The following is a 25,400-nucleotide window of genomic DNA, read 5'->3' as shown; positions in this document are numbered from 1 at the left end:
GGCGCCCCGTTGCACCTTAACGGGGCTAATGCGGCGCACCAGGGAGAGAATATGAGCAGAACAGTGAACATTGCTGATGGTATGGCCCTGCCGGCAATAGGCCAGGGAACCTGGTATATGGGCGAAAGCCCGGATCTGCGACGACAGGAGATTGCTGCTCTACAGGCGGGCATTGAGTGCGGCCTGTCGGTGATCGATACCGCAGAGATGTACGCTGACGGTGGAGCGGAGCGGGTAGTCGGCGAAGCGCTACAGGGAAGACGCGACCGCGTCTGGTTGGTCTCTAAATTCTATCCGTGGAACGCCGGCGTTGTTGACGCGGTGGAAGCGTGCGAACGGAGTTTGCAGCGGTTGAGAACGGACTATCTCGATCTCTATCTGCTGCACTGGCGCGGCAATATCCCGCTGGAAGAGACCATTCGGGCGATGGAAAAGCTACAGCAACAGGGGAAAATTGGTCGCTGGGGCGTATCTAATTTCGATACCGAGGATATGCAGGAGCTGTGGCAGGCGCCGGGCGGTACGGCTTGCGCGGCCAATCAGGTACTTTATCATCTCGCTTCGCGCGGCATTGAGTTTGAGCTGCTGCCAGCCTGTCAGGCGCGTCAGCTGCCGGTAATGGCATATTGTCCGCTGGCGCAGGCGGGGCGTTTGCGCCGGGATTTAATGATGCATCCGGCGCTGCATGAGGTGGCGCAGCAGCAGGACATCAGCGTAGCGCAGCTGATGCTGGCGTGGGTCATCCGTCAGCCTGGCGTTATGGCGATCCCGAAAGCGGGCAGCGTGACGCACGTCAGGGAAAATGCGGCGGCGTTAACAATAACGCTGACTGATGAACAGCTGATGCGGCTGGATAGCCTGTTTCCGCCCCCGCAAAGCAAGCAGCCGCTGGACGTGGTCTGAGGGACTAAAAGAAAGCCGGGCGCAAAGGCCCGGCTTTTTTAACGTTTTTTCCGCACCCGGAACGTCGTGGCCAGCCGCGCGGGTTGCTCAACGGCGCTCTTCATCGGCGCATTGATGCGCGCGGTTTCGACGCACACCATGGTTTGATAACCGTCGTTCGCCATATCTCCCATGCTGCAGGAAAGCTCCACGCCCGGATTCCAGGTTACCACATCGCTGTGATGGTGATGATAAACCTCGATCACGCGCTGGCCCGCTTTATCATGAATCAGGCTGCAATCATCCGGCTGGGTGTAGATACGATCGACGCGTCCGTCATAGCGTTGTTTGCCATCCGCGGAATCGCCCGGCTCGCCATCCTTCACCTTATCGATAAAGTGCTGGCCCAGACCGCTGACCTCCACCTCGTTAATATCCGCTACGCAGAAGTAGCTGTGCAGCGCGCAGGTAGCCTGATAATCGCCGTGCGCCTCCAGTTCAATTTCGCAGCGTTCGCCCAGACGGAAACGGGCGAACAGGGTGAAATCGTGCGGCCAGAGCGCTTTGGTCTGCGCATTGCTCGCCAGCTCCAGCGTCAGCAGCACGCAGTCGTCGTTTTCATCATGAGCGGAAAGCGTCCACGGCTGATTGCGCGCGAAGCCGTGCGCCGGTTCGCCTGCGGGACCAAACCACGGCCAGCAGATCGGCACGCCGCCGCGAATCGCTTTACCATTGGCAAAGGCGCTTTTCTCACTCAGCCAGATTACCGGCTTCTCGCCGTTGGGCTGCCAGGCGATAAGCTGAGCGCCCTGTAAAGTAACGGCGGCGCGCACTTTAGGATGATTCACCACCAGCACCGGCAGTTCGCCCATCTGTCGCAGGCTGAGGTAAGGGGAGAGCTGGTTAACCACGGGAAGCGAAAACAGTTTTTCGGTCATGATATTACCTTGCTGAATTCAGACGATAAAAAAGGGCGACCGTAGTCGCCCTCAAAGTTTAGTCTGTCAACGCGGCTTATTTAGAAGCAACCAGCGCGACCAGATCCAGTACTTTATGTGAGTAGCCAGTTTCGTTGTCGTACCAGGAAACCAGTTTCACGAAGTTGTCGTTCAGTGCGATACCTGCGCTGGCGTCGAACACGGAAGTCAGAGTTTCGCCGTTGAAATCGGTAGAAACCACTGCGTCTTCGGTGTAGCCCAGAACGCCTTTCATGTCGCCTTCAGAAGCGGCTTTGATCGCTTCACAGATTTCTTTGTAAGAAGCCGGTTTAGCCAGACGCGCGGTCAGGTCAACAACGGATACGTTCGGGGTCGGAACGCGGAACGCCATACCGGTCAGTTTGCCGTTCAGTTCCGGCAGAACTTTACCTACGGCTTTAGCTGCGCCAGTAGAAGACGGGATGATGTTCTGAGATGCGCCGCGGCCGCCGCGCCAGTCTTTGTGAGACGGGCCGTCAACGGTTTTCTGGGTAGCGGTGGTGGCGTGAACGGTAGTCATCAGACCTTCAACGATGCCGAATTTGTCGTTGATGACTTTCGCCAGCGGCGCCAGGCAGTTGGTGGTGCAGGACGCGTTGGAAACGATGTCCTGGCCGGCATATTTGTCAAAGTTGGCGCCGCGAACGAACATCGGGGTGTCATCTTTGGACGGACCGGTCATTACCACTTTCTTCGCGCCAGCGGTGATGTGTTTACGTGCGGTTTCGTCAGTCAGGAAGATACCGGTCGCTTCAGCTACCACGTCAACGCCGACTTCGTCCCACTTCAGGTTAGCCGGATCTTTTTCTGAGGTAACACGGATTTTCTTGCCGTTAACGATCAGCGCGCCGTCCTGTACTTCAACGGTGCCATCGAAACGGCCGTGCGTTGAGTCATACTTCAGCATGTACGCCATATATTCGGCGTCCAGCAGGTCGTTGATGGCAACGATTTCAATGTCTGAACGCTGCTGCGCAGCACGGAAAACGATGCGACCGATACGACCAAAACCGTTAATACCTACTTTGATAGTCATATATTCCACCAGCTATTTGTTAGTGAATAAAAGGTTGGCTGTAAAATTACAAAATCCTTACCAGGCGTCAAGCGGAATCGTGTCAATTATTGCGACAAGTCAAACCCATTACGGAGAATTTTTGGGTTTGAAACCGCTTCCGCGACTATTCTGCTACATCAATTTTGCGGCCTGATTACCGAATATAAAGGGCTCGCTTTAACGAAAAGTGATCCGCATCACAATTTGCACGTTGAGCGCGTGTCAAAGCTTGTCAGGCACAAAATATTAACCTGTTCTTGTTAACTACTTGTTAGAATACTAGCCGATTTTTCCAGAATGACATTGCCAGAGACGATGAAAATGGCTAAAGAATTGAACGATCGTACGCCTGATAATCAGCTGACCGAAATGCAGCTCTATGTCACCCAGCAGCGTGGGACGGAGCCGCCCTTCAGCGGCGCGCTGCTGCACAACAAAGCGGAAGGGATTTATCATTGCCTGGTGTGCAATGCGCCGCTGTTCCTGTCGGAAACCAAATATGATTCCGGCTGCGGCTGGCCGAGTTTCTATCAGCCTTATACCGAAGATGCGATTCATTATCTGGAAGACAACTCGCACGGGATGCATCGCATTGAAATTCGCTGCGGCAACTGCGATTCCCATTTGGGACACGTCTTTCCCGATGGCCCGCAGCCGACCGGCGAACGCTACTGTGTGAACTCGGCATCGCTGAGTTTCAGCGATAATGATGGCAACCAGACCAAAGGTTAAGTGATGAAATCAGAACTTGATGCGATGATCGAGGCGATGACGCCGGAAATCTATCAGCGTCTGGCTACCGCCGTGGAAACCGGCAAATGGCCGGACGGGGTGGCATTGACCGATGAGCAAAAAGAGAACTGTATGCAGCTGGTAATGCTGTGGCAATCGCGTCATAACCATCAGCCGCAGCATATGAGCATCGGGCAGGGCGGCGAGCTGGTGACGCGTTCCAAGCGCGAGCTGAAGGAAGAGTTCGGCATCGGTGACGATGTCACGCGCATTACGCTGCAGTAAAGGGTAAAGCCTGACGCGGTATAACGCATCCCGCCCGCTGGCGGGATGCGTTATTAGCGGATAAGGGCGCCGCTTGCGGCCATTTGCGCCAGTGCCTCGACGCTGTCCTGCGGCTGCAAATTAACGCCGCGGCAGCCTTCGCTAATGACTTCCACCTCATAGCCCAACTGTAACGCATCCAGCACGCTGAATTTGACACAGTAGTCGGTCGCCAACCCCATCATCACCAAACGGGTAATGCCGCGCGCGCGCAGCCAGGCATCCAGACCGGTCTGGCGCCGGTGGCCGTTGTCGAAAAAGGCGCTGTAGCTGTCGATATCGCGCTGTTCGCCTTTATGAAACACCACCTCAATCAGCTCTCGTTGCAGCGCCGGATGAAAATCGGCGCCATGGCTCTCCTGCACGGCATGATCGGGCCACCAGATCTGCGGCAGTCCGTTTAATTCGCCGACGGTATTCACCGCCTCGCCCGATACAGAAGCGAAACTGCCATGATCGGCGGGATGCCAGTCCTGCGTGGCGACAACCGGCTCGCCGCGCTGATGAAACGCCGCCGCCAGACGGTTAGCCACGGCGATAACGGCGTCGCCGTCGTTGACCGCCAGCGCGCCGCCCGGACAAAAATCATTTTGCAGGTCGATTAAAATCAGCGCCTGTTTCATCCGCGCTTCTCCTTAACGTTCTTCAGGGTCAATTCGCCGCGCAGGTTAACCTGCATCAGACGACGCACTTCATCACAGCTCAGCGGCTGGCTAAGCAGATAATGCAGCTTGGTCAGCGTCGCCTCAACGGTCATATCGAATCCGCCGATCACCCCGGCATGCGCCAGCGCGTTGCCGGTGGCGTAGCCGCCCATATTCACTTTGCCCGACATGCACTGCGTCAGGTTGACCACCACAATGCCGCGTTCCGAAGCGGCCTGAAGCTCCGCGAGAAACTCAGCGTTTTGCGGCGCATTGCCAACGCCGTAAGAGCGCAGGATCAGCGCCTTCACCGGCTGGCGCAGGAAGTTGCGCACCACTTCCGCAGAGATGCCGGGATAGATGGTGACGACGCCGATAGGCTGCGGCGTAATAGGGTGGACGATCAGATCGCCATCTCCCTGCGGTGCAGGCGGCGTGTTCAGACGACGAATATGAATGCCCGCCTCCAGCAACGGCGGCAGATTAGGCGAGGCGAAAGCGTTAAAGCCGTCCGCGTGTGCCTTGGTCGTGCGGTTGCCGCGATAAAGGGTATTGTTAAAGAACAGCGAAACTTCTTTTACCGGATAGTTGGCTGCTACAAACAGTGCGTTAAGCAGGTTTTGCTGACCGTCGGAGCGCAGCTCGGCGAGCGGGATCTGTGACCCTGTCACAATGACCGGCTTCGCCAGGTTTTCCAGCATAAAAGAGAGCGCCGAGGCGGTAAACGCCATCGTATCCGTGCCGTGCAGAATGACAAAACCGTCATAAAGGTCGTAGTTCTGGCGAATATCTTCCGCAATCGCCTGCCAGTCCTGCGGCGTCATATCGGAAGAATCGATCAGTGGCTGATACTCATGAATAGTAAAGGCAGGCATTTCCGGGCGGTGAAACTCCGGCATCGCCGCTAACTGCCGCTGCAGGTGACCTGAAACCGGAATATAGCCTTGTGCAGAGCGCTGCATACCGATCGTTCCGCCGGTATAGGCAACGTAAATAGATTTTTTTTGCATGAAAAGCGACTCAGCTTTGCGGAAAAAATGCAGTATACGGTAAAGCGCAGGGAAGAGCAGCCCGACCAGCATGGCGCCGATCGGGCTGTAAAGGTTAGCGCACCTCGCCGCAGGTCAGGCAGATGGCGTAACGGTTTTGTGGATCGTTAAGACGACCAAACAGGCCCGGCTGTTGCTTCATCGCGCTGACTACGTCGACCATCGGCGCGGGCAGCCAGGCTTTCAGGGCGTTCGGCAACGCGGCGCGCACCGAAGCGTCCATCTGGCCCAGTACCATATCGATAAGGGCAGGCTCATCCGCAAACCAGTTCAGCTGCACTTCTTTCAGCTTCGCCAGTTCCGCCGCTTTGGCGACAGCGTCGTCGAAATCGCCCAGCGCGTCGACCAGCCCGTTGCCTTTGGCGTCGCTGCCGGTCCAGACGTGACCCTGCGCAATCTGGTCGATCTGCTCCGGTGTTTTCTGACGCGCTTTCGCGACCAGGCCGATAAAGTTGCGATAGCCGTTTTCGATGCTCAGCTGCATCATTTGCTGAACTTCAGGCGGCAACGCCTTGGTGCTGGCAACGTCGGCCAGCGGCGATGTCGCTACGCCATCGGTGTGCACGCCGATCGCATCCAGCGAATTTTCCACCGTATTAATCACGCCGAAAATGCCGATTGAGCCGGTGAGCGTAGCCGGGCTGGCGATAATGTAGTTGGCGGGGGTGGAGATCCAGTAACCGCCGGAGGCCGCCATGCCGCCCATCGATACCACGACCGGTTTGCCGGCCGCACGCGCCGCCGCCAGTTCCTGACGCACCACCTCGGAAGCGGTGACGCTGCCGCCAGGGCTGTTGACGCGGAAGACGATCGCTTTAACGTTCGGATCGAGACGCGCCTGACGGATCTGCGCCGCCGTGGTGTCGCCGCCTACCGCGCCCGGCGTCTCTTCGCCATCCATAATCGCGCCGGTGGCCAGAATCACCGCCACGTTGCCGTTCTGCGAACTGTTATCCTGCACCGGATAGTCGTAGATGCTGATGGCGTTGTAGTCCTGAGCCTGCTTGTTCCAGCCAAACTGCTTTGCGAACAGCTGCTCCGTTTCGGCGCGGGTCGCCAACTGATCGACCAGCTTGTTCTCTTTGGCGTAGCGCGCGGTATCGCCGCCGGTTTGTTGCAGGCCGCTCAGCAGGCTCTGCGCGCCGGGAAAGAGCTGCTGTGCCGTAATCTGGCGGTTGGCTGCGACTACGTTCAGGTAGTTTTGCCACAGCTCGCCGACCCAGCGGCTGTCGGCATCGCGCGCCGCAGGCGACATATCATCGCGCAGGAACGGCTCAACCGCTGATTTATAGGTGCCGACGCGGAATACATGCGACGTCACCTTCAGCTTATCGAGCAGGCTCTTATAGTAAAGGGTATTGGTAGCGAAGCCATGCAGATCGACCGTGCCCTGCGGGGAGAGGTAAATCTTGCTGGCGTAGCTGGCCAGATAATATTGCGCCTGAGAATAGCTGTCGCCGCTGGCATAGATCGGTTTGCCGCTGTCGCGGAATTCGCGCAGCGCCTTGCCGATATACTGCAACGAAGGCTGATCGGCGCCGGCAAAGTTGCGCAAATCGAGCACGATGCCGGTAATTTTGCTGTCGCTTTTCGCCTGCCGGATAGCCGCCACGATATCGAACAGCGAGTTTTCCTTCAGCCGGTCGCTGCTGGCGCCCAGCAGCTGACGGCCAATTTTGCTCAGTTTGTTGCTGACCGACGGCTTATCCACCACCACGCCGGAAAGATCGACCTTCAGCGCGCCGCGCGGCACTTCCACAGGCGCGCTGGCGTTTTTCACCTGTAGCCAGATGCCGACACAGACCAAGACTAAAAAGATCAGAAACAGGTTAAGAATGCATTCGCGGATAAAGTTCAGCACCCGCCATATCCACTTAAAGATGCCTGCTATGATTCGCCACAAGGTGCGCATGTTTTCTCCATAATCGCCAGACAGGGCGCAGAAAAGCAGCTTTTCTGCCAGAATTTCATCCACATCCTAAAGAGCAGCCGGGCAAATGTCAGCAGGAAATCGCGCGCGGCTGTAACAAAACGTCAGCCTGTGTTAGTTTGCAACGAATGCTAATCATTATCAGGAGGAAGAGATGGAAGCACTGGATTTACTGGTTAATCGCCGCTCCGCATCGCGTTTAGCCGAGCCTGCGCCGACGGGCGAAGCGCTGGATAATATTCTGCGCGCTGGCATGCGCGCGCCGGATCACGGCACGCTCCAGCCCTGGCGCTTTCATATTATTGAGAAACAGGGCCTTGAGCGCTTTAGTCAGCTGCTGGAGCAGGCGGCGCGCGATGGCAACATGGATGACAAGGCTATCGAAAAAGCGAAGCAGGCGCCGTTTCGCGCGCCGATGATCATTACTGTCGTGGCGCATTGTGAAGATCACCCGAAAGTGCCGCGTTGGGAGCAGCTGCTGTCGGCGGGGTGTGCGGTGATGGCGATGCAGATGGCCGCTGCCGCGCAGGGCTTTAACGGCATCTGGCGCAGCGGCGCCTGGACGGATAATGAGGCGGTGCGCGCCGCATTCAACTGCCGCCAACAGGACGCCATTGTCGGCTTCCTCTACCTCGGCACGCCGCAGCTGAAATCTTCCACCACGGTATTGCCTCCCGATACCGCTCCGTTTGTCAGTTATTTCTGACAGATTCGCCGTGTTTATTTTGGCAGGGTAAGGTACCAGCCCTGCTTTTTAACTGCGTCGCGTCAGAGGTGGCTTATCACTCCAGGGGTAACGCGTTAACATATACGCCAGCGATCTGGATGAAGGAGCCCCCATAAATCAGATGATTCGTCTTACCCAGTACAGCCACGGCACAGGATGCGGTTGTAAAATTTCCCCTGAGGTGCTGGAAACCATTCCGCAAAGCGAGCTGATGGCGTTTCACGATCCGCAAACCTCTGGCAGTCTGCTGTTGGCGGTGCGCCCTGAGGCCGTCGCCGATTTCCACCCGCTGTCGGAAAGCCTGTCGCTGTTGGTCAGCGCGATTAGCGAGTTAGTGCCGGCGCAGGCCGGCGTTCCTTTGATTGATGTTTTGTCGTAAGAGAGCCTTGCCCCGTTAATGCGCCTGTTTATTGCTGAAAAGCCGAGCCTGGCCCGCGCCATCGCCGATATCCTGCCCAAGCCTCACCGTCGCGGAGAGGGCTATATCGCCTGCGGAAATGATCACATCGTCACCTGGTGCGTAGGGCACCTGCTGGAGCAGGCTCAGCCCGACAGCTACGACAGCCGCTATGCGCGCTGGTCGCTGGCCGACTTGCCTATCGTGCCGGAAAAGTGGCGATTACAGCCGCGCCCCTCGGTGGCGAAGCAGCTGAACGTGATCAAAAAGCTGCTGGAGCAGGCGGATGAGATTATTCACGCTGGTGACCCGGATCGGGAAGGGCAGCTGCTGGTAGATGAGGTGCTGGACTATCTGGCGCTGCCGCCTGCGAAGCGCGAAAAGGTACAGCGCTGTTTAATCAACGATCTTAACCCGCAGGCGGTGGAACGTGCCGTGGGTCGCCTGCGCCAGAATAAAGAATTTATTCCTCTGTGCGTCTCGGCGCTGGCGCGCGCGCGCGCCGACTGGCTGTACGGCATCAATATGACCCGCGCATGGACGCTGCTGGGCCGCAACGCCGGCTATGACGGCGTACTGTCGGTCGGCAGGGTGCAGACGCCGGTGCTGGGGCTGGTGGTGCGGCGCGATGAAGAGATCGAGAACTTCATTCCCAAAGATTACTTTGAAGTCAAAGCGCATATCGTGACGCCCAAAGAGGAGCGTTTCGTCGCGCTTTGGCAGCCCAGCGACGCCTGCGAACCCTGGCAGGATGAAGAGGGGAGACTGCTGCATCGTCCGCTGGCGGAGCATGTGCTGGCGCGCATCGGCGGAAAACCGGCGCGGGTGACCAACTATCAGGATCGGCGGGAAAACGATACGGCACCGCTGCCGTTTTCGCTCTCCAGCCTGCAGATAGAGGCGGCGAAACGCTACGGCCTCAGCGCGCAGACGGTGCTGGATACCTGTCAGCGTCTTTATGAGACCCACAAGTTGATCACCTATCCGCGTTCGGACAGCCGCTATCTGCCGGAGGAGCATTTTGCCGGGCGCCATGCGGTGTTGAATGCCATTAGCGCGCATCAGACGGCAATGAAAACGCCGGCTGATTTTGATACCGAACGTAAAAATCGCTGCTGGGACGATAAAAAAGTTGACGCTCACCATGCCATTATCCCCACGGCGCGCAGCAGTGCCATGCGCCTGACGGACAATGAGGCCAATATTTACGGCCTGATCGCCCGCCAGTATCTGATGCAGTTCTGTCCTGACGCGGTTTACCGGAAGTGCGTTATCGAGCTGGATATCGCTGGCGGCAAGTTTGTCGCCAAAGCGCGCTTTCTGGCGGAGGCAGGCTGGCGCGCGCTGCTGGGAAGCAAAGAGCGCGATGAGGAGAATGACGGCACGCCGCTGCCCGTGGTGGCGCAGGGCGATGAGCTGTTGTGCGAGAAAGGCGAAATTGCAGAAAAGCAAACGCAGCCGCCGCGTCCCTTCACCGACGCCACGCTGTTATCCGCAATGACCGGTATTGCCCGCTTCGTGCAGGATAAAGATCTAAAGAAAATCCTGCGCGCGACCGATGGTTTAGGTACGGAGGCGACCCGGGCCGGCATTATCGAACTGCTGTTCCGGCGCGCTTTCCTGATCAAGAAAGGGCGTTATATTCATGCGACCGACGCGGGCAGGGCGCTGATTCACTCATTGCCGGAAATGGCCGCGCGGCCAGATATGACCGCTCAATGGGAATCGACGCTGACGAAAATCAGTGAAAAGGCCTGTCGCTATCAGGATTTTATGCAGCCGCTGGTTACTACGCTGCATGATCTGATCGCGCTGGCGCGTCAGCAAAGCTCGGCGCGAGCCTTTCGCGGCGTCACGGCGCCCGCCGGAAACAGCAAACGGCGGCCTAAAAAGACAAAGGCAAAGGCAAAGGAGACGGAATAATGAAACTGGCATGGGGCATGGCGCTGATGCTGCTGGTCGCTACGGCGGCACAGGCGCACCGGCATGATTACGGCTCGGGCGATTATGGTTCGGGCAATAATGGCGGCTCGACAAGTAACAGCGACGTGGTGGTGGATATGCCGCCCGAAGTCTGGACTCAGGGGCAAAATTCATCCAGCCCGCCCTGTTTGCACTGCTGCACCTATGAAAACCGCAGCTACTCCGAAGGCGCGGTAGTCAAAGCGGAAGATGTGCTGCTGCAGTGCGTGCGCGATGAGAAATCTCTCGGCACCAATAATTTAATCTGGCGTATCGTAAAATAAGCGCAGGCGTTGCGACCAGCGTCGCAGCGCCTCTTTTTTTACACGCTGAATTCAGCCCAAATCGGCGCGTGGTCGGACGGTTTTTCCATAGCGCGAATATCATAATCAATGCCGGTCGCCACGCAGCGCTCCGCCAGGACGCGGGTCGCCAGCAGCAGATCGATGCGCAGGCCGCGATTGTCATCAAACCCTCTGGAACGGTAATCAAACCAGGAGAAACGATCGGCGCAGTCGGGATTCGCTGCGCGCCAGGTATCCACCAGCCCCCAGCTCAGCAGGCGCGCCATCCACTCCCGTTCTTCCGGCAGGAAGGAACATTTGCCGGTGCGCAACCAGCGCTTACGGCTATCTTCGCCAATGCCGATATCAAGATCGGTGCTGCTGATATTCATATCGCCCATAACAACGATGCGATCGTCTGCCGTCAGGTGATTTTCCAGGTAGCTTTGCAGGTCGCGGTAAAACTTCTCTTTCGCCGGAAACTTGGTGGGATGCTCACGACTTTCGCCCTGTGGAAAATAGCCGTTAATCACGGTGATATTGCCTGACGGCGCAGGGATCTCTGCCATGATCAGACGGCGCTGCGCCTCTTCATCGTCATCAGGGAAACCGCGTTGCACCTTAACCGGCATCTCACGCGTCAGCAGCGCGACGCCATAGTGGCTTTTCTGTCCGTGATAAAAGACGTGATAGCCCAGCTTGCTGACCTCTTCCAGTGGAAACATATCATCGTGCACTTTGGTTTCCTGCAGGCCAATGACATCAGGATTGTGCTGGGCGATGATCGCTTCAAGCTGGTGAGGACGAGCGCGCAGCCCGTTGATATTAAAAGAGATGAATTTCATATTGCGGCAACTACTTGGTAAAAAGATGGCAGGATGTTAACAGAAGTAGGTTAAGAATGTCACGGGAAGCGGCGGCGCGGGGCACGGGCGGTAAACGACAGGGAACAGCGTTGCTCGACGCGAATCTTGTCGAAGCTTCTCACCTTCTCCCAACGGGAAGATGCAGCTTTATTAATAAAAGGGAGTGTGGTGCGTAATGCGAAGATGGTGGTGGGAGAAGGATGACTCGTCGCTGCGCTCCTCGCCCTGCGGGCCGTGCTGCGCACGTTGTCTCGCGTTGCTCGACGCGAACCTTGTCGAAGCTTCTCACCTTCTCCCAACGGGAAGATGCAACTTTATTAATAAAGGGAGTGTGGTGCGTAATGCGAAGATGGTGGTGGGAGAAGGATTCGAACCTTCGAAGTCTGTGACGGCAGATTTACAGTCTGCTCCCTTTGGCCGCTCGGGAATCCCACCAGGTCATTCTGTTCAGATAATGATTGTCGCTTTCCATCTCGTCAACTGCCGCATAACCCAAAGTTCGCCTTTATTACCGGCTTGCTCATCTTTCTTCTGTTAAAGAAGAGTGGTGGTGGGAGAAGGATTCGAACCTTCGAAGTCTGTGACGGCAGATTTACAGTCTGCTCCCTTTGGCCGCTCGGGAATCCCACCACGGGTCAGGACATATTGCCTGAAAGCGGGGCGCATCATACCAAATGAATCGATGCTGTAAAGCGCCCAGGGGAAAAAAGCGTATCGTTCGACGCTTTTTTATTCATGGCGTCGGTTTGCTGAGCAACCGACGCCGTCGCTCTTAAAGAATGATCGTGCGGTTGCCGTAAACAAACACGCGCTGGCCCAGCACTTTATACAGGGCGCGGCTCAGCACATTTTTTTCTACATCGCGTCCGGCGCGCATCATCTCTTCCGCGGTATAGCTGTGATCGACGTTAATCACATCCTGCATAATGATCGGACCTTCGTCGAGGTTGTCATTAACATAATGCGCCGTGGCGCCGATGATTTTCACGCCGCGCTCGTACGCCTGGTGATAAGGCCGCGCGCCGATAAACGCGGGCAGGAAAGAGTGGTGAATATTGATGATCTGGTTGGGATAGCGCTGAACGAATGCTGGGGTCAGCACGCGCATATATTTCGCCAGCACCACATAATCGGGCTGATAACGATCGATCTGCTCCGCCATTTTATTGTCGTGCTCTTCGCGCGTCAGGCCTTCATGACTGACCAGAACGAAAGGAATATCGAAGCGTTCCACCAGCGAGCGCAGCGTGTCGTGGTTGCCGATAACCGCCGCAATCTCCATATCCAGCCCACCAAACGCGCTTTTCATCAGCAGATCGCCAAGGCAGTGCGCCTCTTTGGTGACCAGAATGACCACGCGACGCCGTCCGGCGCACTGGAGTTCGCGCACCGAGCCTTGCGGCAGCGCGCCGTCGAGATCGGCCAGCAGCGTGGCGTCATTGAAAATGCCTTCCAGCTCGGTGCGCATAAAGAAGCGACCGGTGCGGTGATCGACGAACTCATTGTTCTGGACGATGTTCAGCTCGTGCTTGTAGCAAATGTTGGTGATCTTGGCGATAAGGCCCTTGGCGTCAGGGCAGATGGTGCGTAGTACTTTGCGTTGTAAATTTTGCGCTTGCATTGAGTTATCGATCCTGTCGAAGCGAGATAGCGGTGAATCTGAATGGTGCCAGCGTTACTGGCCGCAACATTTTTTGTATTTTTTTTCGGAGCCACAGGGACAGCGGTCATTTCGACCCACCTGTGGCGCGGTTCCGTCAATATAGTACCAGCGTTGATCCTCACGGACAAAGCGCGAACGTTCATGAACCGCGCCGGAACGCTGGTTTTCGCGGTAACGCGCAAAAAATGTCACATAAGCCTCATCATCATCGCCTCCAGATTCGCAGGCGATAACCCTCAAACCTTGCCATTCGGTATGAGCAAAACTTTCAGACAATGCCTGGCGCAGCTGCGCCGTGCGGTGCGTACTGTGCCAGGTGGCCAGCAGGTAATCGACGTTTCGCTGGCTGTATGCTGTATAGCGCGAGCGCATTAACGCTTCCGAGGTAGAGGGAATATAATCGCCACTTAGATAGCGACCGCAACATAGGCTATACTGCAATCCGCTGCAGCATGGACAGTTTTCAGACACGTTGACTCCAGGTTTTGCAATAACAGGGCTAAAGACGTTATTTTACGTTATGTTATCTGACCCTGGCGTTTGACGCCATTCAGTGAAGAAGGGTTAATACAGGAATGCAATGAGACAGGTTAAAATTGGACTGGCGCTAGGTTCCGGCGCCGCCAAGGGATGGGCGCACATCGGTGTAATTAATGCGCTGGAGCGGGCGGGTATTCAGGTTGACGTTATTGCTGGTTGCTCCGTTGGCGCTCTGGTCGGGGCCGCGAGCGCGACCGGTCGGCTGCCGCTGCTGGAAAAGTGGGTAAGGTCGTTCAGTTACTGGGATGTGATTCGGTTGATGGATTTTTCATGGCGGCGAGGCGGTTTGCTACGCGGAAATCGCGTATTCAACCATATTCGGCGTTTGATGCCCGATGAGTCTATCGAACAGTGTCATATACGTTTTGGCGCCGTTGCCACTAATCTGAGCACCGGACGCGAGCTGTGGCTGACCGAAGGCGATTTACATCAGGCTCTGCGCGCCTCCTGCAGTATGCCAGGGCTGTTGCCGCCGGTCGGCCATAACGGTTACTGGCTGGTGGATGGCGCGGTGGTTAATCCGGTGCCGATATCGCTAACCCGCGCGCTGGGAGCAGATATTGTTATCGCCGTCGATTTACAGCACGATGCGCACTTAATGCAGCAGGATCTTCTCTCCGCGTCGCCCGCGCAAACGGCGCCGGAAACAGAGATGACCTCCTGGCGCGCCCGGTTACGTCATCACCTTGCGCAGCGTCTGACGCAGCGGCGCACGATGCTTTCGCCCGGCGCGATGGAAATCATGACCACCTCAATTCAGGTGCTGGAAAACCGTTTGAAACGCAACCGTATGGCGGGGGACCCGCCGGATGTTTTACTACAACCTTATTGTCCCCAAATCAGTACGCTTGATTTTCACCGTGCAGAGGAAGCGATTGCCGCCGGACAGGCGGCAGTTGAGAAGAAAATGGATGAATTATTACCGTTAGTACGAAGCCGGTAATGAAAATGGGTCAATCACACATGTTACTTCAGGCAATTCTGACAGGCACAAGTGCGCATCCTGGACCACTATTGAATTATCTGGCTGACGGGGGGAAACAATGGAAAAACCATTAACTGGAAAACAGATCCTGATCGTAGAGGATGAGGTCGTTTTTCGTTCCCTGCTGGAAAATTACTTATATTCGCTTGGCGCTCAACTCCTTGTCGCCAGCGATGGTCTTGATGCAATCGAAACGTTGCGCTTTCACCAGCCCGATCTGCTGATTTGCGATCTGGAAATGCCGCGTATGAACGGCATTAAGCTGGTGGAACACTTACGCACACGCGGCAATCAGGTTCCCATTCTGGTCATCTCCGCTACGGAGCAGATGTCCGATATCGCGCATGTCCTGCGTCTTGGCGTGCAGGATGTATTGCTTAAGCCGATTAAAGATATGGAGCGCCTGCGCGAAGCGGTCTACGAGTGCCTCTATCCCTCAATGTTTACTTCGCAGGTTGAAGAAGAAGAACAGCTGTTTCAGGACTGGGACGCGCTGGTCAGCGATCCGACCGCGGCCGCTAAGCTGCTTAAGCAGCTGCAGCCGCCGGTTCAGCAAACTATCGCCAACTGCCGTATCAACTATCGTCAGCTGACGATGGCGGAACAGCCGGGGCTGGTCCTGGATATCGCTGCGCTATCGGACAAAGATCTCGCCTTTTACTGCCTCGACGTGACGCGCGCCGGCGATAACGGCGTGCTGGCCGCGCTGCTGCTGCGCGCGCTATTCAATGGTCTGTTGCAGGAACAGCTCTCTGGTCAAAAACAGCGCTTGCCTGAATTAAACAGCGTATTGAAACAGGTTAATCTGTTATTGCGTCAGGCTAATCTTAAAGGGCAGTTTCCATTATTAGTCGGCTATTATCACCAGCCGTATAAAAACCTGATTCTGGTCTCGGCAGGCTTAAACGCAACGCTAAACATCGGCGGGCAAGAAATACAGCTCAATAACGGTGTGCCTTTAGGTACGCTCGGTAGTACACATCTCAATCAAATTAGCCAGCAGGGTAGCGCTTGGCAATGCCAGGTGTGGGGCAATGGAGGGCGGTTGCGGCTGATGTTGTCGCCTGAATAATAAGCGAATGCTTTTTATTTTTTGCGTCTCGCAGACAGTTGCGACTATACGTTTTACACTTGGGTAATAATCTTAATTTCGCCGGAATCATCTTATCCAGGATAAATCCGGCGGCCCTGAGCTGATATACTCGTTTCGTTTTTTAAATCGACATATCAAGTATTAACTTGAACGGCCTATAAGAGAGGTATCTTAATGTCTGCCTATAAGTCAAAAGTAAAAAAAGCGGTAATCCCTGTTGCCGGTTTGGGGACGCGTATGCTGCCCGCAACCAAAGCCATTCCAAAAGAAATGTTGCCGCTGGTTGATAAGCCGTTAATTCAGTATGTCGTTAACGAATGTATCGCTGCCGGGATTAATGAGATTGTGCTGGTTACGCACTCTTCTAAAAACTCCATTGAGAACCATTTTGATACCAGTTTTGAGCTGGAGGCGATGCTGGAAAAACGCGTTAAGCGTCAGCTGCTGGATGAAATCCAGTCCATCTGTCCGCCGCACGTGACCATCATGCAGGTTCGTCAGGGCATAGCTAAAGGTCTGGGCCATGCGGTAATGTGCGCGCATCCGTTAGTGGGCGACGAGCCGGTTGCGGTGATTCTGCCTGACGTCATTATCGACGAGTACGAATCCAACCCAACCAAAGATAACCTTGCGGAAATGCTGAACCGATTCGAGGAAAGCGGCCGTAGTCAGATTATGGTTGAGCCGGTAGCTGATGTGACCGCTTACGGCGTGGTTGATTGCCAGGGCGCAGAGCTGCAGCCTGGCGACAGCGCGCCGATGGTAGGCGTAGTGGAAAAACCGAAGGCGAGCGAAGCGCCGTCCAATCTGGCCGTCGTTGGCCGCTATGTACTGTCTGCCGACATTTGGCCTCTGCTGGCTAAAACGCCTCCGGGCGCAGGCGGCGAAGTTCAGCTGACCGACTCTATCGCCATGCTGATGGAAAAAGAAACGGTTGAGGCTTATCACCTGAAAGGGATCAGCCATGACTGCGGCAACAAGCTGGGTTATATGCAGGCTTTCGTAGAATATGGCCTGCGTCATCCGTCACTGGGCAATGATTTCAAACAGTGGCTGAATGATACCGTTGAAAATAAAAAGTAATTCACACAGCAACAGGATAACGCAATGAAAGTCACCGTATTTGGTATCGGCTATGTGGGTCTGGTTCAGGCTGCGGTATTGGCCGAAGTCGGACATGACGTTCTTTGTATTGATGTCGACGAAAAGAAAGTCGAAAATCTGAAGAAAGGGATCATTCCTATTTATGAACCAGGTTTGACGCCGCTGGTTAAGCAAAACTACGAAGCGGGCCGTCTGAACTTCACTACCAATGCCGAAGAGGGCGTAAATCACGGCGTGATGCAGTTCATCGCCGTAGGTACGCCGCCGGACGAGGATGGTTCTGCCGATCTGAAATATGTCACCGCCGTCGCCCGCACTATTGCTCAGCATATGAATGAGCATAAAGTCGTGCTGGATAAATCGACCGTGCCGGTGGGCACCGCTGACCGCGTACGCGGCGTGATGCAGGAAACCCTGCAGGCGCGCGGCGTCGATCTGACCTTCGACGTGGTCTCTAACCCGGAGTTCCTGAAAGAAGGCGCGGCGGTTAGTGACTGTATGCGTCCTGAGCGTATCGTCGTGGGTACTGATAATGAAGAAGTGGTGGAGCTGCTGCGCGAGCTGTATGAGCCGTTCAACCGCAACCACGATCGCCTGATCCTGATGGATATCCGCAGTGCAGAGCTGACCAAGTACGCCGCTAACTGCATGCTGGCGACGAAAATCAGCTTTATGAACGAGATTTCTAACCTCGCAGAGCGCCTGGGCGCGGATATAGAAAAAGTACGTCAGGGCATCGGTTCCGATTCCCGCATCGGCTACCACTTTATCTATCCGGGCTGCGGTTACGGCGGTTCCTGCTTCCCGAAAGATGTGCAGGCGCTGATCCGTACGGCGGAAAATATCGGTTATAAACCGCGTCTGCTGCAGGCAGTAGAAGATGTCAACGACGATCAGAAAATGAAGCTGCCAGGCTTTATTAAACGTCACTTCGGCGACGATCTGAAAGGAAAGACCTTCGCGCTGTGGGGGCTGGCGTTTAAACCAAACACCGACGATATGCGTGAAGCCTCCAGCCGCGTCCTGATGGAGACGCTGTGGGCCGCTGGCGCGACGGTGCAGGCATTTGACCCGGAAGCGATGGATGAAGCTCAGCGTATTTACGGCCACCGTGAAGACCTGAAGCTGATGGGGACCAAAGAAGCGGCGCTGCAGGGTGCTGATGCGCTGGTTATTTGTACCGAATGGCAGAACTTCCGCGCGCCAGACTTTGACGTTATTAAAAACTCATTAAAACAACCCGTGATTTTTGATGGTCGTAACCTGTATGATCCAGAAAGAATCAGCAAACGCGGTTTTGTTTATTATGCAATTGGCCGCGGAGCGTCTATTCAAATTGCATAATTAATGGGGAAAATATGAACTATCTGGTTACCGGCGCGGCAGGATTTATTGGTTTTCACGTTACCCAACGCCTCCTGTCGGCCGGTCACCAGGTTGTCGGCATCGACAACCTGAATGATTATTACGATGTAAATCTTAAACGTGCCCGTCTTAATCAAATCACTTCTTCAGATTTCACTTTTATTGAATGCGATTTAGCCGATCGTGATGCAATAGCGTCACTGTTCGCCGAACAGCGTTTCCAGCGCGTTATCCATCTGGGCGCCCAGGCCGGAGTGCGTTATTCCATTGATAACCCCCACGCCTATGCCGATGCCAATCTTATCGGCCATCTCAATATTCTTGAAGGTTGCCGTCACCATAAAATCGAACACTTGTTGTACGCCTCGTCCAGTTCGGTTTATGGCCTGAATCGGAAAATGCCGTTCTCAACCGACGACAGCGTCGACCATCCGGTATCGCTTTATGCCGCGACGAAAAAAGCCAATGAGCTGATGTCCCATACTTATTCGCATCTGTATGGCATTCCTACCACCGGGCTGCGTTTCTTTACCGTATATGGTCCGTGGGGCCGTCCTGATATGGCGCTGTTTAAATTCACTCGCGCTATTATTGCGGGTGAAAGTATTGACGTTTATAACAACGGCGAAATGCGCAGAGACTTTACCTATATAGATGATATTACCGAGTCGATCTTCCGTCTTCAGGACGTCATTCCCCAAAAGGATGAAAACTGGACGGTAGAGACAGGCTCTCCAGCCACCAGCTCGGCGCCGTATCGGGTTTATAATATCGGTAACAGTCAGCCGGTAACCTTGATGGCTTATATCGAAGCGCTGGAGAAGGCGTTAGGCATGCAGGCGCGTAAAAATATGCTGCCGATGCAGCCAGGCGACGTGCTGGAAACCAGCGCGGATACGCAGGCGCTGTTTGACGTTATCGGCTTTAAACCGCAGACGGGCGTGGAAGAGGGTATTAAACGCTTTGTAGAGTGGTACCGGGCGTTTTATAACGTTTGAGAGGTATAATCTCAGATATAAAAAAAGGAAGCCGCTGGCTTCCTTTTTTTATGGGTGTGGCCTGGTGAAACTAAGTACAACAAAATGACCAATAAAAAACCCCATCGCTAAATGGGGTTAAGAGAAGCACCCTGAACAGGAATTACAGCAGAAAATCGTCCAGCTGTTTGCCTTCCTCTTCAATGGCTTTCTTGATTACCGCAGGCGTGCGGCCCTGGCCGGTCCAGGTTTTCGTTTCGCCATTTTCATCAACGTACTTATATTTAGCCGGACGTGCAGCGCGTTTAGCTTTGCCGCTGGTTTTCGTCGCAGCCATCGTCTGCAGCAGTTCATTCGGGTCAATACCGTCAGCGATCAGCATTTCACGGTACTGTTGAAGTTTACGCGTACGCTCTTCAATTTCAGCCTGCGCCTGGCTTTCTTCTTCACGGCGTTCGTTAACGATCACTTCCAGCTTTTCCAGCATTTCTTCCAGAGTTTCCAGAGTACATTCTCTGGCCTGGGCGCGCAGTGTACGGATGTTGTTCAGAATTTTAAGTGCTTCGCTCATTGTCCTAATCTCAAAATATATTGGGTGGGAGAAATGTTCTGCCTGATAATAATAGAGGTGGAAAAAAGGAACTGCAATAGTTAATTTTGTAAGAAATTCACAAAGCCTTTTTAAAGTGAGATTTGCTTAACGTAATTGATGGAAAGTTATAGATGCCGGAAGCGAAAATAAGCGTGCTGCATTTAAACGATGACTTAAACATCCCCAGGGTTCTGAGGGGTTATCGGTTCAGGTTAACGCATTAAAACATCGCATAACTTAAAGTACGGGCGACAATAGGTGTAAATCCGCCTACGTTATCGCTGCTTAAAAGCCGTATAATAACAATCGGGCCTGAAGTTTTATCATTTTATGCCCCTGTCATACATTACGATTCGGCGGGCTGAGACGATAAACAAGCGTTGCGGTTAACCGGATATAGATATAGCGAGGTAAGGACTTCCTGCCTGGAAGCGCTGTGATACAATCCGCGCTGCTGTCTTCCTGTTTAACCCTTTTGGCGGAGTTCGCCCTTATGGCTCAGCTTTATTTCTATTACTCGGCGATGAATGCCGGCAAATCTACTGCATTGTTGCAGTCTTCTTATAATTATCAGGAAAGGGGGATGCGTACGCTGGTCTGGACTGCGGAGATAGACGATCGCTTTGGCAGCGGCAAAGTCAGTTCGCGCATCGGCCTTTCTTCGCCCGCTAAATTGTTTAATAATCAGACTTTGCTGATGCGTGAAATTACTGAAGAACATCAAAAAAAACCGATACATTGCATCCTGATTGATGAGTGCCAATTTTTAACGCGCGATCAGGTACGAGAACTTTCTGATGTTGTCGATTATCTGGATATTCCCGTGTTGTGTTATGGCTTGCGTACTGATTTCCTCGGGGAATTATTTAGCGGCAGCCAGTATTTATTAGCCTGGGCTGATAAGCTTATCGAATTAAAAACGGTTTGTTATTGCGGCCGCAAAGCGGGCATGGTGTTGCGTCTGGACAGCAACGGTCGGCCTTACGCGGAAGGGGAGCAGGTCGTCATCGGCGGTAATGAGCGTTATGTTTCCGTCTGCCGTAAGCACTATAAAGATGCGCTTTCCAGCGGCTTTCTGGCGCCTGTTTCGCCGGAAGTAAAGGGGTAGCTACCACACAAAGAGAATCGCCGCTCAGCGCGGCTTACAGCGCGTTTAAGCACGGCTGGCAGGTTTTATAGCGCTCAGTGTCACCGCGTCGGCACCTCCTCAACAGCTATAAGAGATAATGATAAACGCGTTTGCCGCAGCAATAAAAAACCCGCCGAAGCGGGTTTTTTATCAGGCCTTACAATCAGGCTTTTTTAGTTTTCTTTTCGACCTTCGTCTGCTGAACCGGCTGTGCGCTAATCGCTTCAGATACAGAATCGAAGGGTTCTGCATATTCACGGCCGTAGAAGGTGTCCAGCATAATCTGTTTCAGCTCGGCGATTAGCGGGTAACGCGGGTTAGCGCCGGTGCACTGGTCGTCGAACGCATCTTCAGCCAGCTTATCCACTTTCGCGAGGAAGTCAGCTTCCTGTACGCCCGCTTCGCGGATGGATTTCGGGATGCCCAGCTGTGCTTTGATCTCTTCAAGCCATACCAGCAGTTTTTCAATTTTCTGCGCGGTGCGGTCGCCAGGTGCGCTCAGGCCCAGATGATCGGCCACTTCTGCGTAGCGACGGCGCGCCTGCGGACGGTCGTACTGGCTAAACGCGGTCTGCTTAGTCGGATTGTCATTGGCGTTGTAGCGAATAACATTCGAAATCAGCAGGGCATTGGCCAGACCGTGCGGAATATGGAACTCGGAGCCCAGTTTATGCGCCATGGAGTGACATACGCCGAGGAAGGCGTTGGCGAAAGCGATGCCGGCGATAGTCGCAGCGTTATGCACGCGTTCACGCGCCACCGGATTTTTCGCACCGTCACGGTAGCTGGCCGGCAGGTTTTCTTTCAGCAGCTTAAGCGCCTGCAGAGCCTGGCCGTCTGAATATTCGTTTGCCAGCACGGAGACATAAGCTTCCAGCGCATGGGTCACCGCATCGAGGCCGCCGAAAGCGGTCAGGGATTTCGGCATATTCAGCACCAGGTTGGCATCGACAATCGCCATATCCGGGGTCAGCGCATAGTCAGCTAAAGGATATTTCTGACCGGTAGCGTCGTCGGTCACTACGGCGAAAGGCGTAACTTCTGAACCGGTGCCGGAGGTGGTGGTGATCGCCACCATTTTCGCTTTAACACCCATTTTCGGGAATTTATAGATACGTTTGCGGATATCCATAAAGCGCAGCGCCAGCTCTTCAAAATGGGTTTCTGGATGTTCATACATCACCCACATAATTTTCGCGGCGTCCATCGGCGAACCGCCGCCAAGAGCGATAATCACGTCCGGTTTAAAGGAGTTCATCTGCTCGGCGCCTTTACGCACGATGCTCAGCGTCGGGTCAGCTTCCACCTCAAAGAAAATTTCCGTTTCGATGCCATGAGATTTCAGCACTGAGGTGATCTGATCGGCATAGCCGTTATTGAACAGGAAGCGGTCGGTGACGATGAATGCGCGTTTCGCACCGTCGGTCGCCACTTCTTCCAGCGCGATCGGCAGAGAGCCACGACGGAAGTAAATGGATTTAGGAAGTTTATGCCACAACATATTCTCAGCTCGCTTGGCCACGGTTTTCTTATTGATAAGATGTTTAGGACCGACGTTCTCCGAAATGGAGTTGCCGCCCCAGGAGCCGCAGCCCAGCGTCAGAGAAGGGGCCAGTTTAAAGTTATACAGATCGCCGATGCCGCCCTGAGAAGCAGGCGTGTTGATCAGGATGCGCGCGGTTTTCATTTTGTCGCCAAAATAGTTCACGCGTTCGCGCTGGTTGTCCTGGTCGGTATAGAGGCAGGAGGTATGGCCGATGCCGCCCATCGCGACCAGTTTCTCCGCTTTTTCTACCGCCTGTTCGAAGTTTTCCGCGCGGTACATCGCCAGCGTCGGAGAGAGTTTCTCATGAGCGAATGGCTCGGATTCATCCACCAGCTGCACTTCGCCAATCAGAATCTTGGTGCTGGACGGAACGTTGATGCCCGCCATTTCAGCGATTTTCACCGCTGGCTGTCCAACGATAGCGGCGTTGAGCGCGCCGTTTTTCAGAATGATATCCTGTACCGCCTTCAATTCAGCGCCCTGCAGCAGATAGCCGCCGTGGCTGGCGAAACGTTCGCGTACTGCGTCATACACTGAATCCACAACGATAACGGACTGTTCGGAAGCGCAGATAACGCCGTTATCGAAGGTTTTGGACATCAGAATAGATGCCACTGCGCGTTTAATATCGGCGGTTTCGTCAATCACCACCGGGGTGTTGCCAGCGCCGACGCCGATAGCCGGTTTGCCTGAGCTGTAAGCCGCTTTCACCATGCCCGGTCCGCCGGTAGCGAGGATCAGGTTGATGTCAGGATGGTGCATCAGCTGGTTAGAAAGCTCGACGGAAGGCTGATCGATCCAGCCGATAATATCTTTCGGCGCGCCAGCGGCGATAGCCGCCTGCAGTACGATATCCGCCGCTTTGTTGGTGGCGTCTTTGGCGCGCGGATGTGGCGAGAAGATAATACCGTTACGGGTTTTCAGGCTGATCAGCGCTTTAAAGATAGCGGTGGATGTCGGGTTGGTGGTAGGAACGATACCGCAGATCAGGCCGGTAGGCTCGGCGATGGTGATGGTGCCGAAAGTATCGTCAGTATCGAGGATGCCGCAGGTTTTTTCATCTTTATAGGCATTGTAAATATATTCGGAGGCAAAGTGGTTTTTAATCACTTTATCTTCCACAATACCCATACCTGATTCGGCAACGGCCATTTTAGCCAGCGGAATACGGGCGTCGGCAGCAGCCAGCGCGGCAGCGCGGAAAATGGTGTCGACCTGTTCTTGAGTGAAATTGGCGTATTCGCGCTGTGCTTTTTTTACACGTTCAACAAGTGCGTTAAGTTCAGCGACATTGGTAACGGCCATAATGCTCTCCTGATGGAAGTTAAACTTTTTTAGTAAACGAGCCTGAATGCAAGCTTGCTGCCTGAACAACTGAGCATTACCGTTATGCAGGGCGCGCGATTTGCGTGTTACTGGCTCCAACCGTTTACTGAAAAAGTTTCTATGGCGATGGCGCGCCGCTATCAGGCGAAGCGCTGTCGTTATCACGTCCTTTTGATGAGTTGAGCTTACCTGGAATGAGGTATGGCCTTGTTGATTTAGATCAATATTCCTTGAAGCTGACACCTTTCAGCATGATTATTTTTTGATCTTTGTCACACCTCATACGATGCTCGGCAAGTGTCATGTCATGGCGAGATAAATGCTATGAAAGTTACGATAAGCAGTTTTTATTACTCTTTGAGCGCCTTTATTCAAATCTTTAAACTGATATATATGGCTGGCGAATAACGGTTTTTTCCATTAAATTAAAGCCGTTCTCATTGGCGCAATCACGGAGTGGTTTGTGAATACCCTGGCACTGGATTTGTCTGGCTACATTAAGTTTTTTGTCGGCCTGTTCGCGCTGGTAAATCCGGTCGGCATTATTCCGGTATTTATTAGTATGACCAGCTACCAGGCGGTAGCGGAAAGGAATAAAACCAACCTGACGGCAAACCTTGCCGTTGCTATCATCCTCTGGACTTCGCTGTTTCTCGGCGACGCCATCCTGCATATCTTCGGTATTTCAATCGATTCCTTCCGTATCGCCGGCGGCATCCTGGTAGTGACCATCGCCATGTCGATGATCAGCGGCAAGCTGGGCGAGGATAAACAGAATAAGCAGGAGAAATCAGAAACCGCCGTGCGGGAAAGTATTGGCGTCGTGCCGTTGGCGCTGCCGCTGATGGCGGGGCCCGGCGCCATCAGCTCCACCATCGTCTGGAGCACGCGCTACCATAGCTGGGTCAATCTGTTTGCCTTCAGCGTAGCGATTGCGCTTTTTGCCTTCTGCTGTTGGCTGCTGTTTCGCGCCGCGCCGATGATGGTACGCGTGCTGGGTCAGACCGGCATTAACGTGATCACCCGTATTATGGGGCTGCTGCTGATGGCGCTGGGCATTGAGTTTATTGTCACCGGCATGAAAGCAATTTTTCCCGGCCTGCTGAACTGACGCTTCGTTACTAAAACAACCGACTTACTTTGCCTCGGCTAACACTTTAAACGCGACTTAATTTCCGCTGTAAAATACCTTTCTGCTTCTAAATAGTGCATAAGATTGATTTTATGCACTATTTTGGTGCGTTTATTC

23 protein-coding genes, 2 tRNA genes, 1 other RNA gene and 1 pseudogene are annotated in these 25,400 nt (G+C 54.3%); 14 read left to right on the top strand and 13 right to left on the bottom strand.

The window, feature by feature from the left end:
- Window positions 1–51 precede the first annotated feature (51 nt).
- Window positions 52–903, top strand: coding sequence for an aldo/keto reductase (locus C2E16_RS11420; protein WP_038625829.1), 852 nt, complete (start codon window positions 52–54; stop codon window positions 901–903).
- A 38-nt stretch (window positions 904–941) separates the two neighbouring features.
- On the opposite strand, the gene C2E16_RS11415 is transcribed toward C2E16_RS11420, so the two are convergent.
- Window positions 942–1,820, bottom strand: a complete 879-nt coding sequence (locus C2E16_RS11415; protein ID WP_038625831.1) for a D-hexose-6-phosphate mutarotase — start codon at window positions 1,818–1,820, stop codon at window positions 942–944.
- A 76-nt stretch (window positions 1,821–1,896) separates the two neighbouring features.
- Window positions 1,897–2,895 carry a glyceraldehyde-3-phosphate dehydrogenase gene (gene gapA, locus C2E16_RS11410; protein WP_038625833.1) on the bottom strand — a complete coding sequence of 333 codons (999 nt, stop codon included), beginning with the start codon at window positions 2,893–2,895 and terminating at the stop codon, window positions 1,897–1,899.
- Between the two features lie 342 nt (window positions 2,896–3,237).
- On the opposite strand from gapA, the gene msrB reads away from it, so the two are divergent.
- Both msrB and C2E16_RS11395 read left to right on the top strand, forming a co-directional pair.
- Window positions 3,238–3,648: a peptide-methionine (R)-S-oxide reductase MsrB gene (msrB, locus tag C2E16_RS11400; protein WP_104951637.1), complete on the top strand. Its 411-nt coding sequence runs from the start codon at window positions 3,238–3,240 to the stop codon at window positions 3,646–3,648.
- A 3-nt stretch (window positions 3,649–3,651) separates the two neighbouring features.
- Window positions 3,652–3,933 carry a YeaC family protein gene (locus tag C2E16_RS11395; protein ID WP_038625835.1) on the top strand — a complete coding sequence of 94 codons (282 nt, stop codon included), beginning with the start codon at window positions 3,652–3,654 and terminating at the stop codon, window positions 3,931–3,933.
- A gap of 53 nt (window positions 3,934–3,986) precedes the next feature.
- Here C2E16_RS11395 and pncA read toward each other — a convergent pair whose 3' ends face one another.
- The 3 genes from pncA to sppA form a co-directional block, all read right to left on the bottom strand.
- On the bottom strand, window positions 3,987–4,595 hold the full coding sequence (gene pncA, locus C2E16_RS11390) for a bifunctional nicotinamidase/pyrazinamidase (RefSeq protein ID WP_038625837.1): 609 nt from the start codon (window positions 4,593–4,595) through the stop codon (window positions 3,987–3,989).
- Window positions 4,592–5,626, bottom strand: coding sequence for an asparaginase (ansA, locus tag C2E16_RS11385; RefSeq protein WP_104951636.1), 1,035 nt, complete (start codon window positions 5,624–5,626; stop codon window positions 4,592–4,594). The genes pncA and ansA overlap by 4 nt, the downstream gene beginning before the upstream one ends.
- Before the next feature lie 94 nt (window positions 5,627–5,720).
- A complete protein-coding gene (gene sppA, locus C2E16_RS11380) occupies window positions 5,721–7,577 on the bottom strand; it encodes a signal peptide peptidase SppA (RefSeq protein WP_104951635.1) in 1,857 nt (618 codons plus the stop codon).
- Window positions 7,578–7,749: 172 nt separating this feature from the next.
- Between sppA and C2E16_RS11375 the strand changes: the two genes are divergently transcribed.
- The 4 genes and pseudogenes from C2E16_RS11375 (at window position 7,750) to C2E16_RS11360 (ending at window position 10,965) form a co-directional block, all read left to right on the top strand.
- A complete protein-coding gene (locus C2E16_RS11375; RefSeq protein ID WP_038625839.1) occupies window positions 7,750–8,301 on the top strand; it encodes an NAD(P)H nitroreductase in 552 nt (183 codons plus the stop codon).
- Window positions 8,302–8,443: 142 nt separating this feature from the next.
- Window positions 8,444–8,551: pseudogene (locus C2E16_RS21140) on the top strand (selenide, water dikinase SelD); the annotation flags it as partial.
- A 168-nt stretch (window positions 8,552–8,719) separates the two neighbouring features.
- The gene (locus tag C2E16_RS11365) at window positions 8,720–10,642 is read left to right on the top strand and encodes a DNA topoisomerase III (RefSeq protein ID WP_084970188.1); all 1,923 of its coding nucleotides are present in this window, start codon (window positions 8,720–8,722) and stop codon (window positions 10,640–10,642) included.
- Entirely contained in the window at window positions 10,642–10,965 is a 324-nt protein-coding gene (locus tag C2E16_RS11360) for a YnjH family protein (RefSeq protein WP_084970189.1), read from the top strand. The genes C2E16_RS11365 and C2E16_RS11360 overlap by 1 nt, the downstream gene beginning before the upstream one ends.
- A gap of 38 nt (window positions 10,966–11,003) precedes the next feature.
- Here the strand turns inward: C2E16_RS11360 and xthA are convergent, their stop codons facing one another.
- The 6 genes from xthA to C2E16_RS11330 form a co-directional block, all read right to left on the bottom strand.
- Window positions 11,004–11,810 carry an exodeoxyribonuclease III gene (gene xthA / locus C2E16_RS11355; RefSeq protein ID WP_038625845.1) on the bottom strand — a complete coding sequence of 269 codons (807 nt, stop codon included), beginning with the start codon at window positions 11,808–11,810 and terminating at the stop codon, window positions 11,004–11,006.
- A 205-nt stretch (window positions 11,811–12,015) separates the two neighbouring features.
- A non-coding RNA gene (locus C2E16_RS11350) (RtT sRNA) lies at window positions 12,016–12,140 on the bottom strand.
- A 41-nt stretch (window positions 12,141–12,181) separates the two neighbouring features.
- Window positions 12,182–12,266, bottom strand: a tRNA-Tyr gene (locus C2E16_RS11345).
- Window positions 12,267–12,376: 110 nt separating this feature from the next.
- Window positions 12,377–12,461, bottom strand: a tRNA-Tyr gene (locus tag C2E16_RS11340).
- A 142-nt stretch (window positions 12,462–12,603) separates the two neighbouring features.
- Window positions 12,604–13,452: a formyltetrahydrofolate deformylase gene (gene purU / locus C2E16_RS11335; RefSeq protein WP_038625847.1), complete on the bottom strand. Its 849-nt coding sequence runs from the start codon at window positions 13,450–13,452 to the stop codon at window positions 12,604–12,606.
- Between the two features lie 54 nt (window positions 13,453–13,506).
- Window positions 13,507–13,965 (bottom strand): YchJ family protein, encoded by a 459-nt coding sequence (locus C2E16_RS11330; protein ID WP_038625848.1) that lies wholly within the window; start codon window positions 13,963–13,965, stop codon window positions 13,507–13,509.
- A gap of 109 nt (window positions 13,966–14,074) precedes the next feature.
- Here C2E16_RS11330 and rssA point away from each other — a divergent pair, with 109 nt between their 5' ends.
- From rssA to C2E16_RS11305, 5 genes are all read left to right on the top strand, one after another.
- Window positions 14,075–14,977: a patatin-like phospholipase RssA gene (rssA, locus tag C2E16_RS11325; RefSeq protein ID WP_038625850.1), complete on the top strand. Its 903-nt coding sequence runs from the start codon at window positions 14,075–14,077 to the stop codon at window positions 14,975–14,977.
- 100 nt (window positions 14,978–15,077) lie between these two features.
- Window positions 15,078–16,091, top strand: a complete 1,014-nt coding sequence (gene rssB / locus C2E16_RS11320; RefSeq protein WP_038625852.1) for a two-component system response regulator RssB — start codon at window positions 15,078–15,080, stop codon at window positions 16,089–16,091.
- Between the two features lie 195 nt (window positions 16,092–16,286).
- A complete protein-coding gene (gene galU, locus C2E16_RS11315) occupies window positions 16,287–17,195 on the top strand; it encodes a UTP--glucose-1-phosphate uridylyltransferase GalU (protein ID WP_038625854.1) in 909 nt (302 codons plus the stop codon).
- Window positions 17,196–17,219: 24 nt separating this feature from the next.
- Complete coding sequence (locus C2E16_RS11310) at window positions 17,220–18,560, top strand: UDP-glucose dehydrogenase family protein (protein ID WP_038625856.1); 1,341 nt, start codon at window positions 17,220–17,222, stop codon at window positions 18,558–18,560.
- A 14-nt stretch (window positions 18,561–18,574) separates the two neighbouring features.
- On the top strand, window positions 18,575–19,579 hold the full coding sequence (locus C2E16_RS11305) for an NAD-dependent epimerase (protein ID WP_038625858.1): 1,005 nt from the start codon (window positions 18,575–18,577) through the stop codon (window positions 19,577–19,579).
- 142 nt (window positions 19,580–19,721) lie between these two features.
- Here C2E16_RS11305 and hns read toward each other — a convergent pair whose 3' ends face one another.
- Window positions 19,722–20,129, bottom strand: coding sequence for a histone-like nucleoid-structuring protein H-NS (gene hns / locus C2E16_RS11300; protein WP_038625860.1), 408 nt, complete (start codon window positions 20,127–20,129; stop codon window positions 19,722–19,724).
- A gap of 514 nt (window positions 20,130–20,643) precedes the next feature.
- Here hns and tdk point away from each other — a divergent pair.
- The gene (gene tdk / locus C2E16_RS11295) at window positions 20,644–21,258 is read left to right on the top strand and encodes a thymidine kinase (protein WP_038629981.1); all 615 of its coding nucleotides are present in this window, start codon (window positions 20,644–20,646) and stop codon (window positions 21,256–21,258) included.
- Window positions 21,259–21,442: 184 nt separating this feature from the next.
- Here tdk and adhE read toward each other — a convergent pair whose 3' ends face one another.
- Window positions 21,443–24,130, bottom strand: coding sequence for a bifunctional acetaldehyde-CoA/alcohol dehydrogenase (gene adhE, locus C2E16_RS11290; RefSeq protein ID WP_038625862.1), 2,688 nt, complete (start codon window positions 24,128–24,130; stop codon window positions 21,443–21,445).
- Window positions 24,131–24,614: 484 nt separating this feature from the next.
- On the opposite strand from adhE, the gene C2E16_RS11285 reads away from it, so the two are divergent.
- Window positions 24,615–25,262, top strand: coding sequence for a YchE family NAAT transporter (locus C2E16_RS11285; protein ID WP_038625864.1), 648 nt, complete (start codon window positions 24,615–24,617; stop codon window positions 25,260–25,262).
- Window positions 25,263–25,400 lie beyond the last annotated feature (138 nt).

The organism is Mixta calida, assembly GCF_002953215.1.
Taxonomy (GTDB): domain Bacteria; phylum Pseudomonadota; class Gammaproteobacteria; order Enterobacterales; family Enterobacteriaceae; genus Mixta; species Mixta calida.
The sequence above is the reverse complement of the archived record's forward strand: the minus strand, read 5'-3'. Positions and strand labels throughout refer to the sequence as shown.

What these genes read in the sequence shown, in the direction of transcription:
- C2E16_RS11415 (WP_038625831.1), bottom strand. Translation starts at nt 1,820, where the DNA reads ATGACCGAAAAACTGTTTTCGCTTCCCGTGGTTAACCAGCTCTCCCCT.
- hns (WP_038625860.1), bottom strand. Translation starts at nt 20,129, where the DNA reads ATGAGCGAAGCACTTAAAATTCTGAACAACATCCGTACACTGCGCGCC.
- C2E16_RS11305 (WP_038625858.1), top strand. Translation starts at nt 18,575, where the DNA reads ATGAACTATCTGGTTACCGGCGCGGCAGGATTTATTGGTTTTCACGTT.
- rssB (WP_038625852.1), top strand. Translation starts at nt 15,078, where the DNA reads ATGGAAAAACCATTAACTGGAAAACAGATCCTGATCGTAGAGGATGAG.
- C2E16_RS11395 (WP_038625835.1), top strand. Translation starts at nt 3,652, where the DNA reads ATGAAATCAGAACTTGATGCGATGATCGAGGCGATGACGCCGGAAATC.
- xthA (WP_038625845.1), bottom strand. Translation starts at nt 11,810, where the DNA reads ATGAAATTCATCTCTTTTAATATCAACGGGCTGCGCGCTCGTCCTCAC.
- gapA (WP_038625833.1), bottom strand. Translation starts at nt 2,895, where the DNA reads ATGACTATCAAAGTAGGTATTAACGGTTTTGGTCGTATCGGTCGCATC.
- ansA (WP_104951636.1), bottom strand. Translation starts at nt 5,626, where the DNA reads ATGCAAAAAAAATCTATTTACGTTGCCTATACCGGCGGAACGATCGGT.
- C2E16_RS11360 (WP_084970189.1), top strand. Translation starts at nt 10,642, where the DNA reads ATGAAACTGGCATGGGGCATGGCGCTGATGCTGCTGGTCGCTACGGCG.
- galU (WP_038625854.1), top strand. Translation starts at nt 16,287, where the DNA reads ATGTCTGCCTATAAGTCAAAAGTAAAAAAAGCGGTAATCCCTGTTGCC.
- C2E16_RS11310 (WP_038625856.1), top strand. Translation starts at nt 17,220, where the DNA reads ATGAAAGTCACCGTATTTGGTATCGGCTATGTGGGTCTGGTTCAGGCT.
- sppA (WP_104951635.1), bottom strand. Translation starts at nt 7,577, where the DNA reads ATGCGCACCTTGTGGCGAATCATAGCAGGCATCTTTAAGTGGATATGG.
- purU (WP_038625847.1), bottom strand. Translation starts at nt 13,452, where the DNA reads ATGCAAGCGCAAAATTTACAACGCAAAGTACTACGCACCATCTGCCCT.
- rssA (WP_038625850.1), top strand. Translation starts at nt 14,075, where the DNA reads ATGAGACAGGTTAAAATTGGACTGGCGCTAGGTTCCGGCGCCGCCAAG.
- C2E16_RS11420 (WP_038625829.1), top strand. Translation starts at nt 52, where the DNA reads ATGAGCAGAACAGTGAACATTGCTGATGGTATGGCCCTGCCGGCAATA.
- pncA (WP_038625837.1), bottom strand. Translation starts at nt 4,595, where the DNA reads ATGAAACAGGCGCTGATTTTAATCGACCTGCAAAATGATTTTTGTCCG.
- C2E16_RS11375 (WP_038625839.1), top strand. Translation starts at nt 7,750, where the DNA reads ATGGAAGCACTGGATTTACTGGTTAATCGCCGCTCCGCATCGCGTTTA.
- C2E16_RS11365 (WP_084970188.1), top strand. Translation starts at nt 8,720, where the DNA reads ATGCGCCTGTTTATTGCTGAAAAGCCGAGCCTGGCCCGCGCCATCGCC.
- tdk (WP_038629981.1), top strand. Translation starts at nt 20,644, where the DNA reads ATGGCTCAGCTTTATTTCTATTACTCGGCGATGAATGCCGGCAAATCT.
- msrB (WP_104951637.1), top strand. Translation starts at nt 3,238, where the DNA reads ATGGCTAAAGAATTGAACGATCGTACGCCTGATAATCAGCTGACCGAA.
- adhE (WP_038625862.1), bottom strand. Translation starts at nt 24,130, where the DNA reads ATGGCCGTTACCAATGTCGCTGAACTTAACGCACTTGTTGAACGTGTA.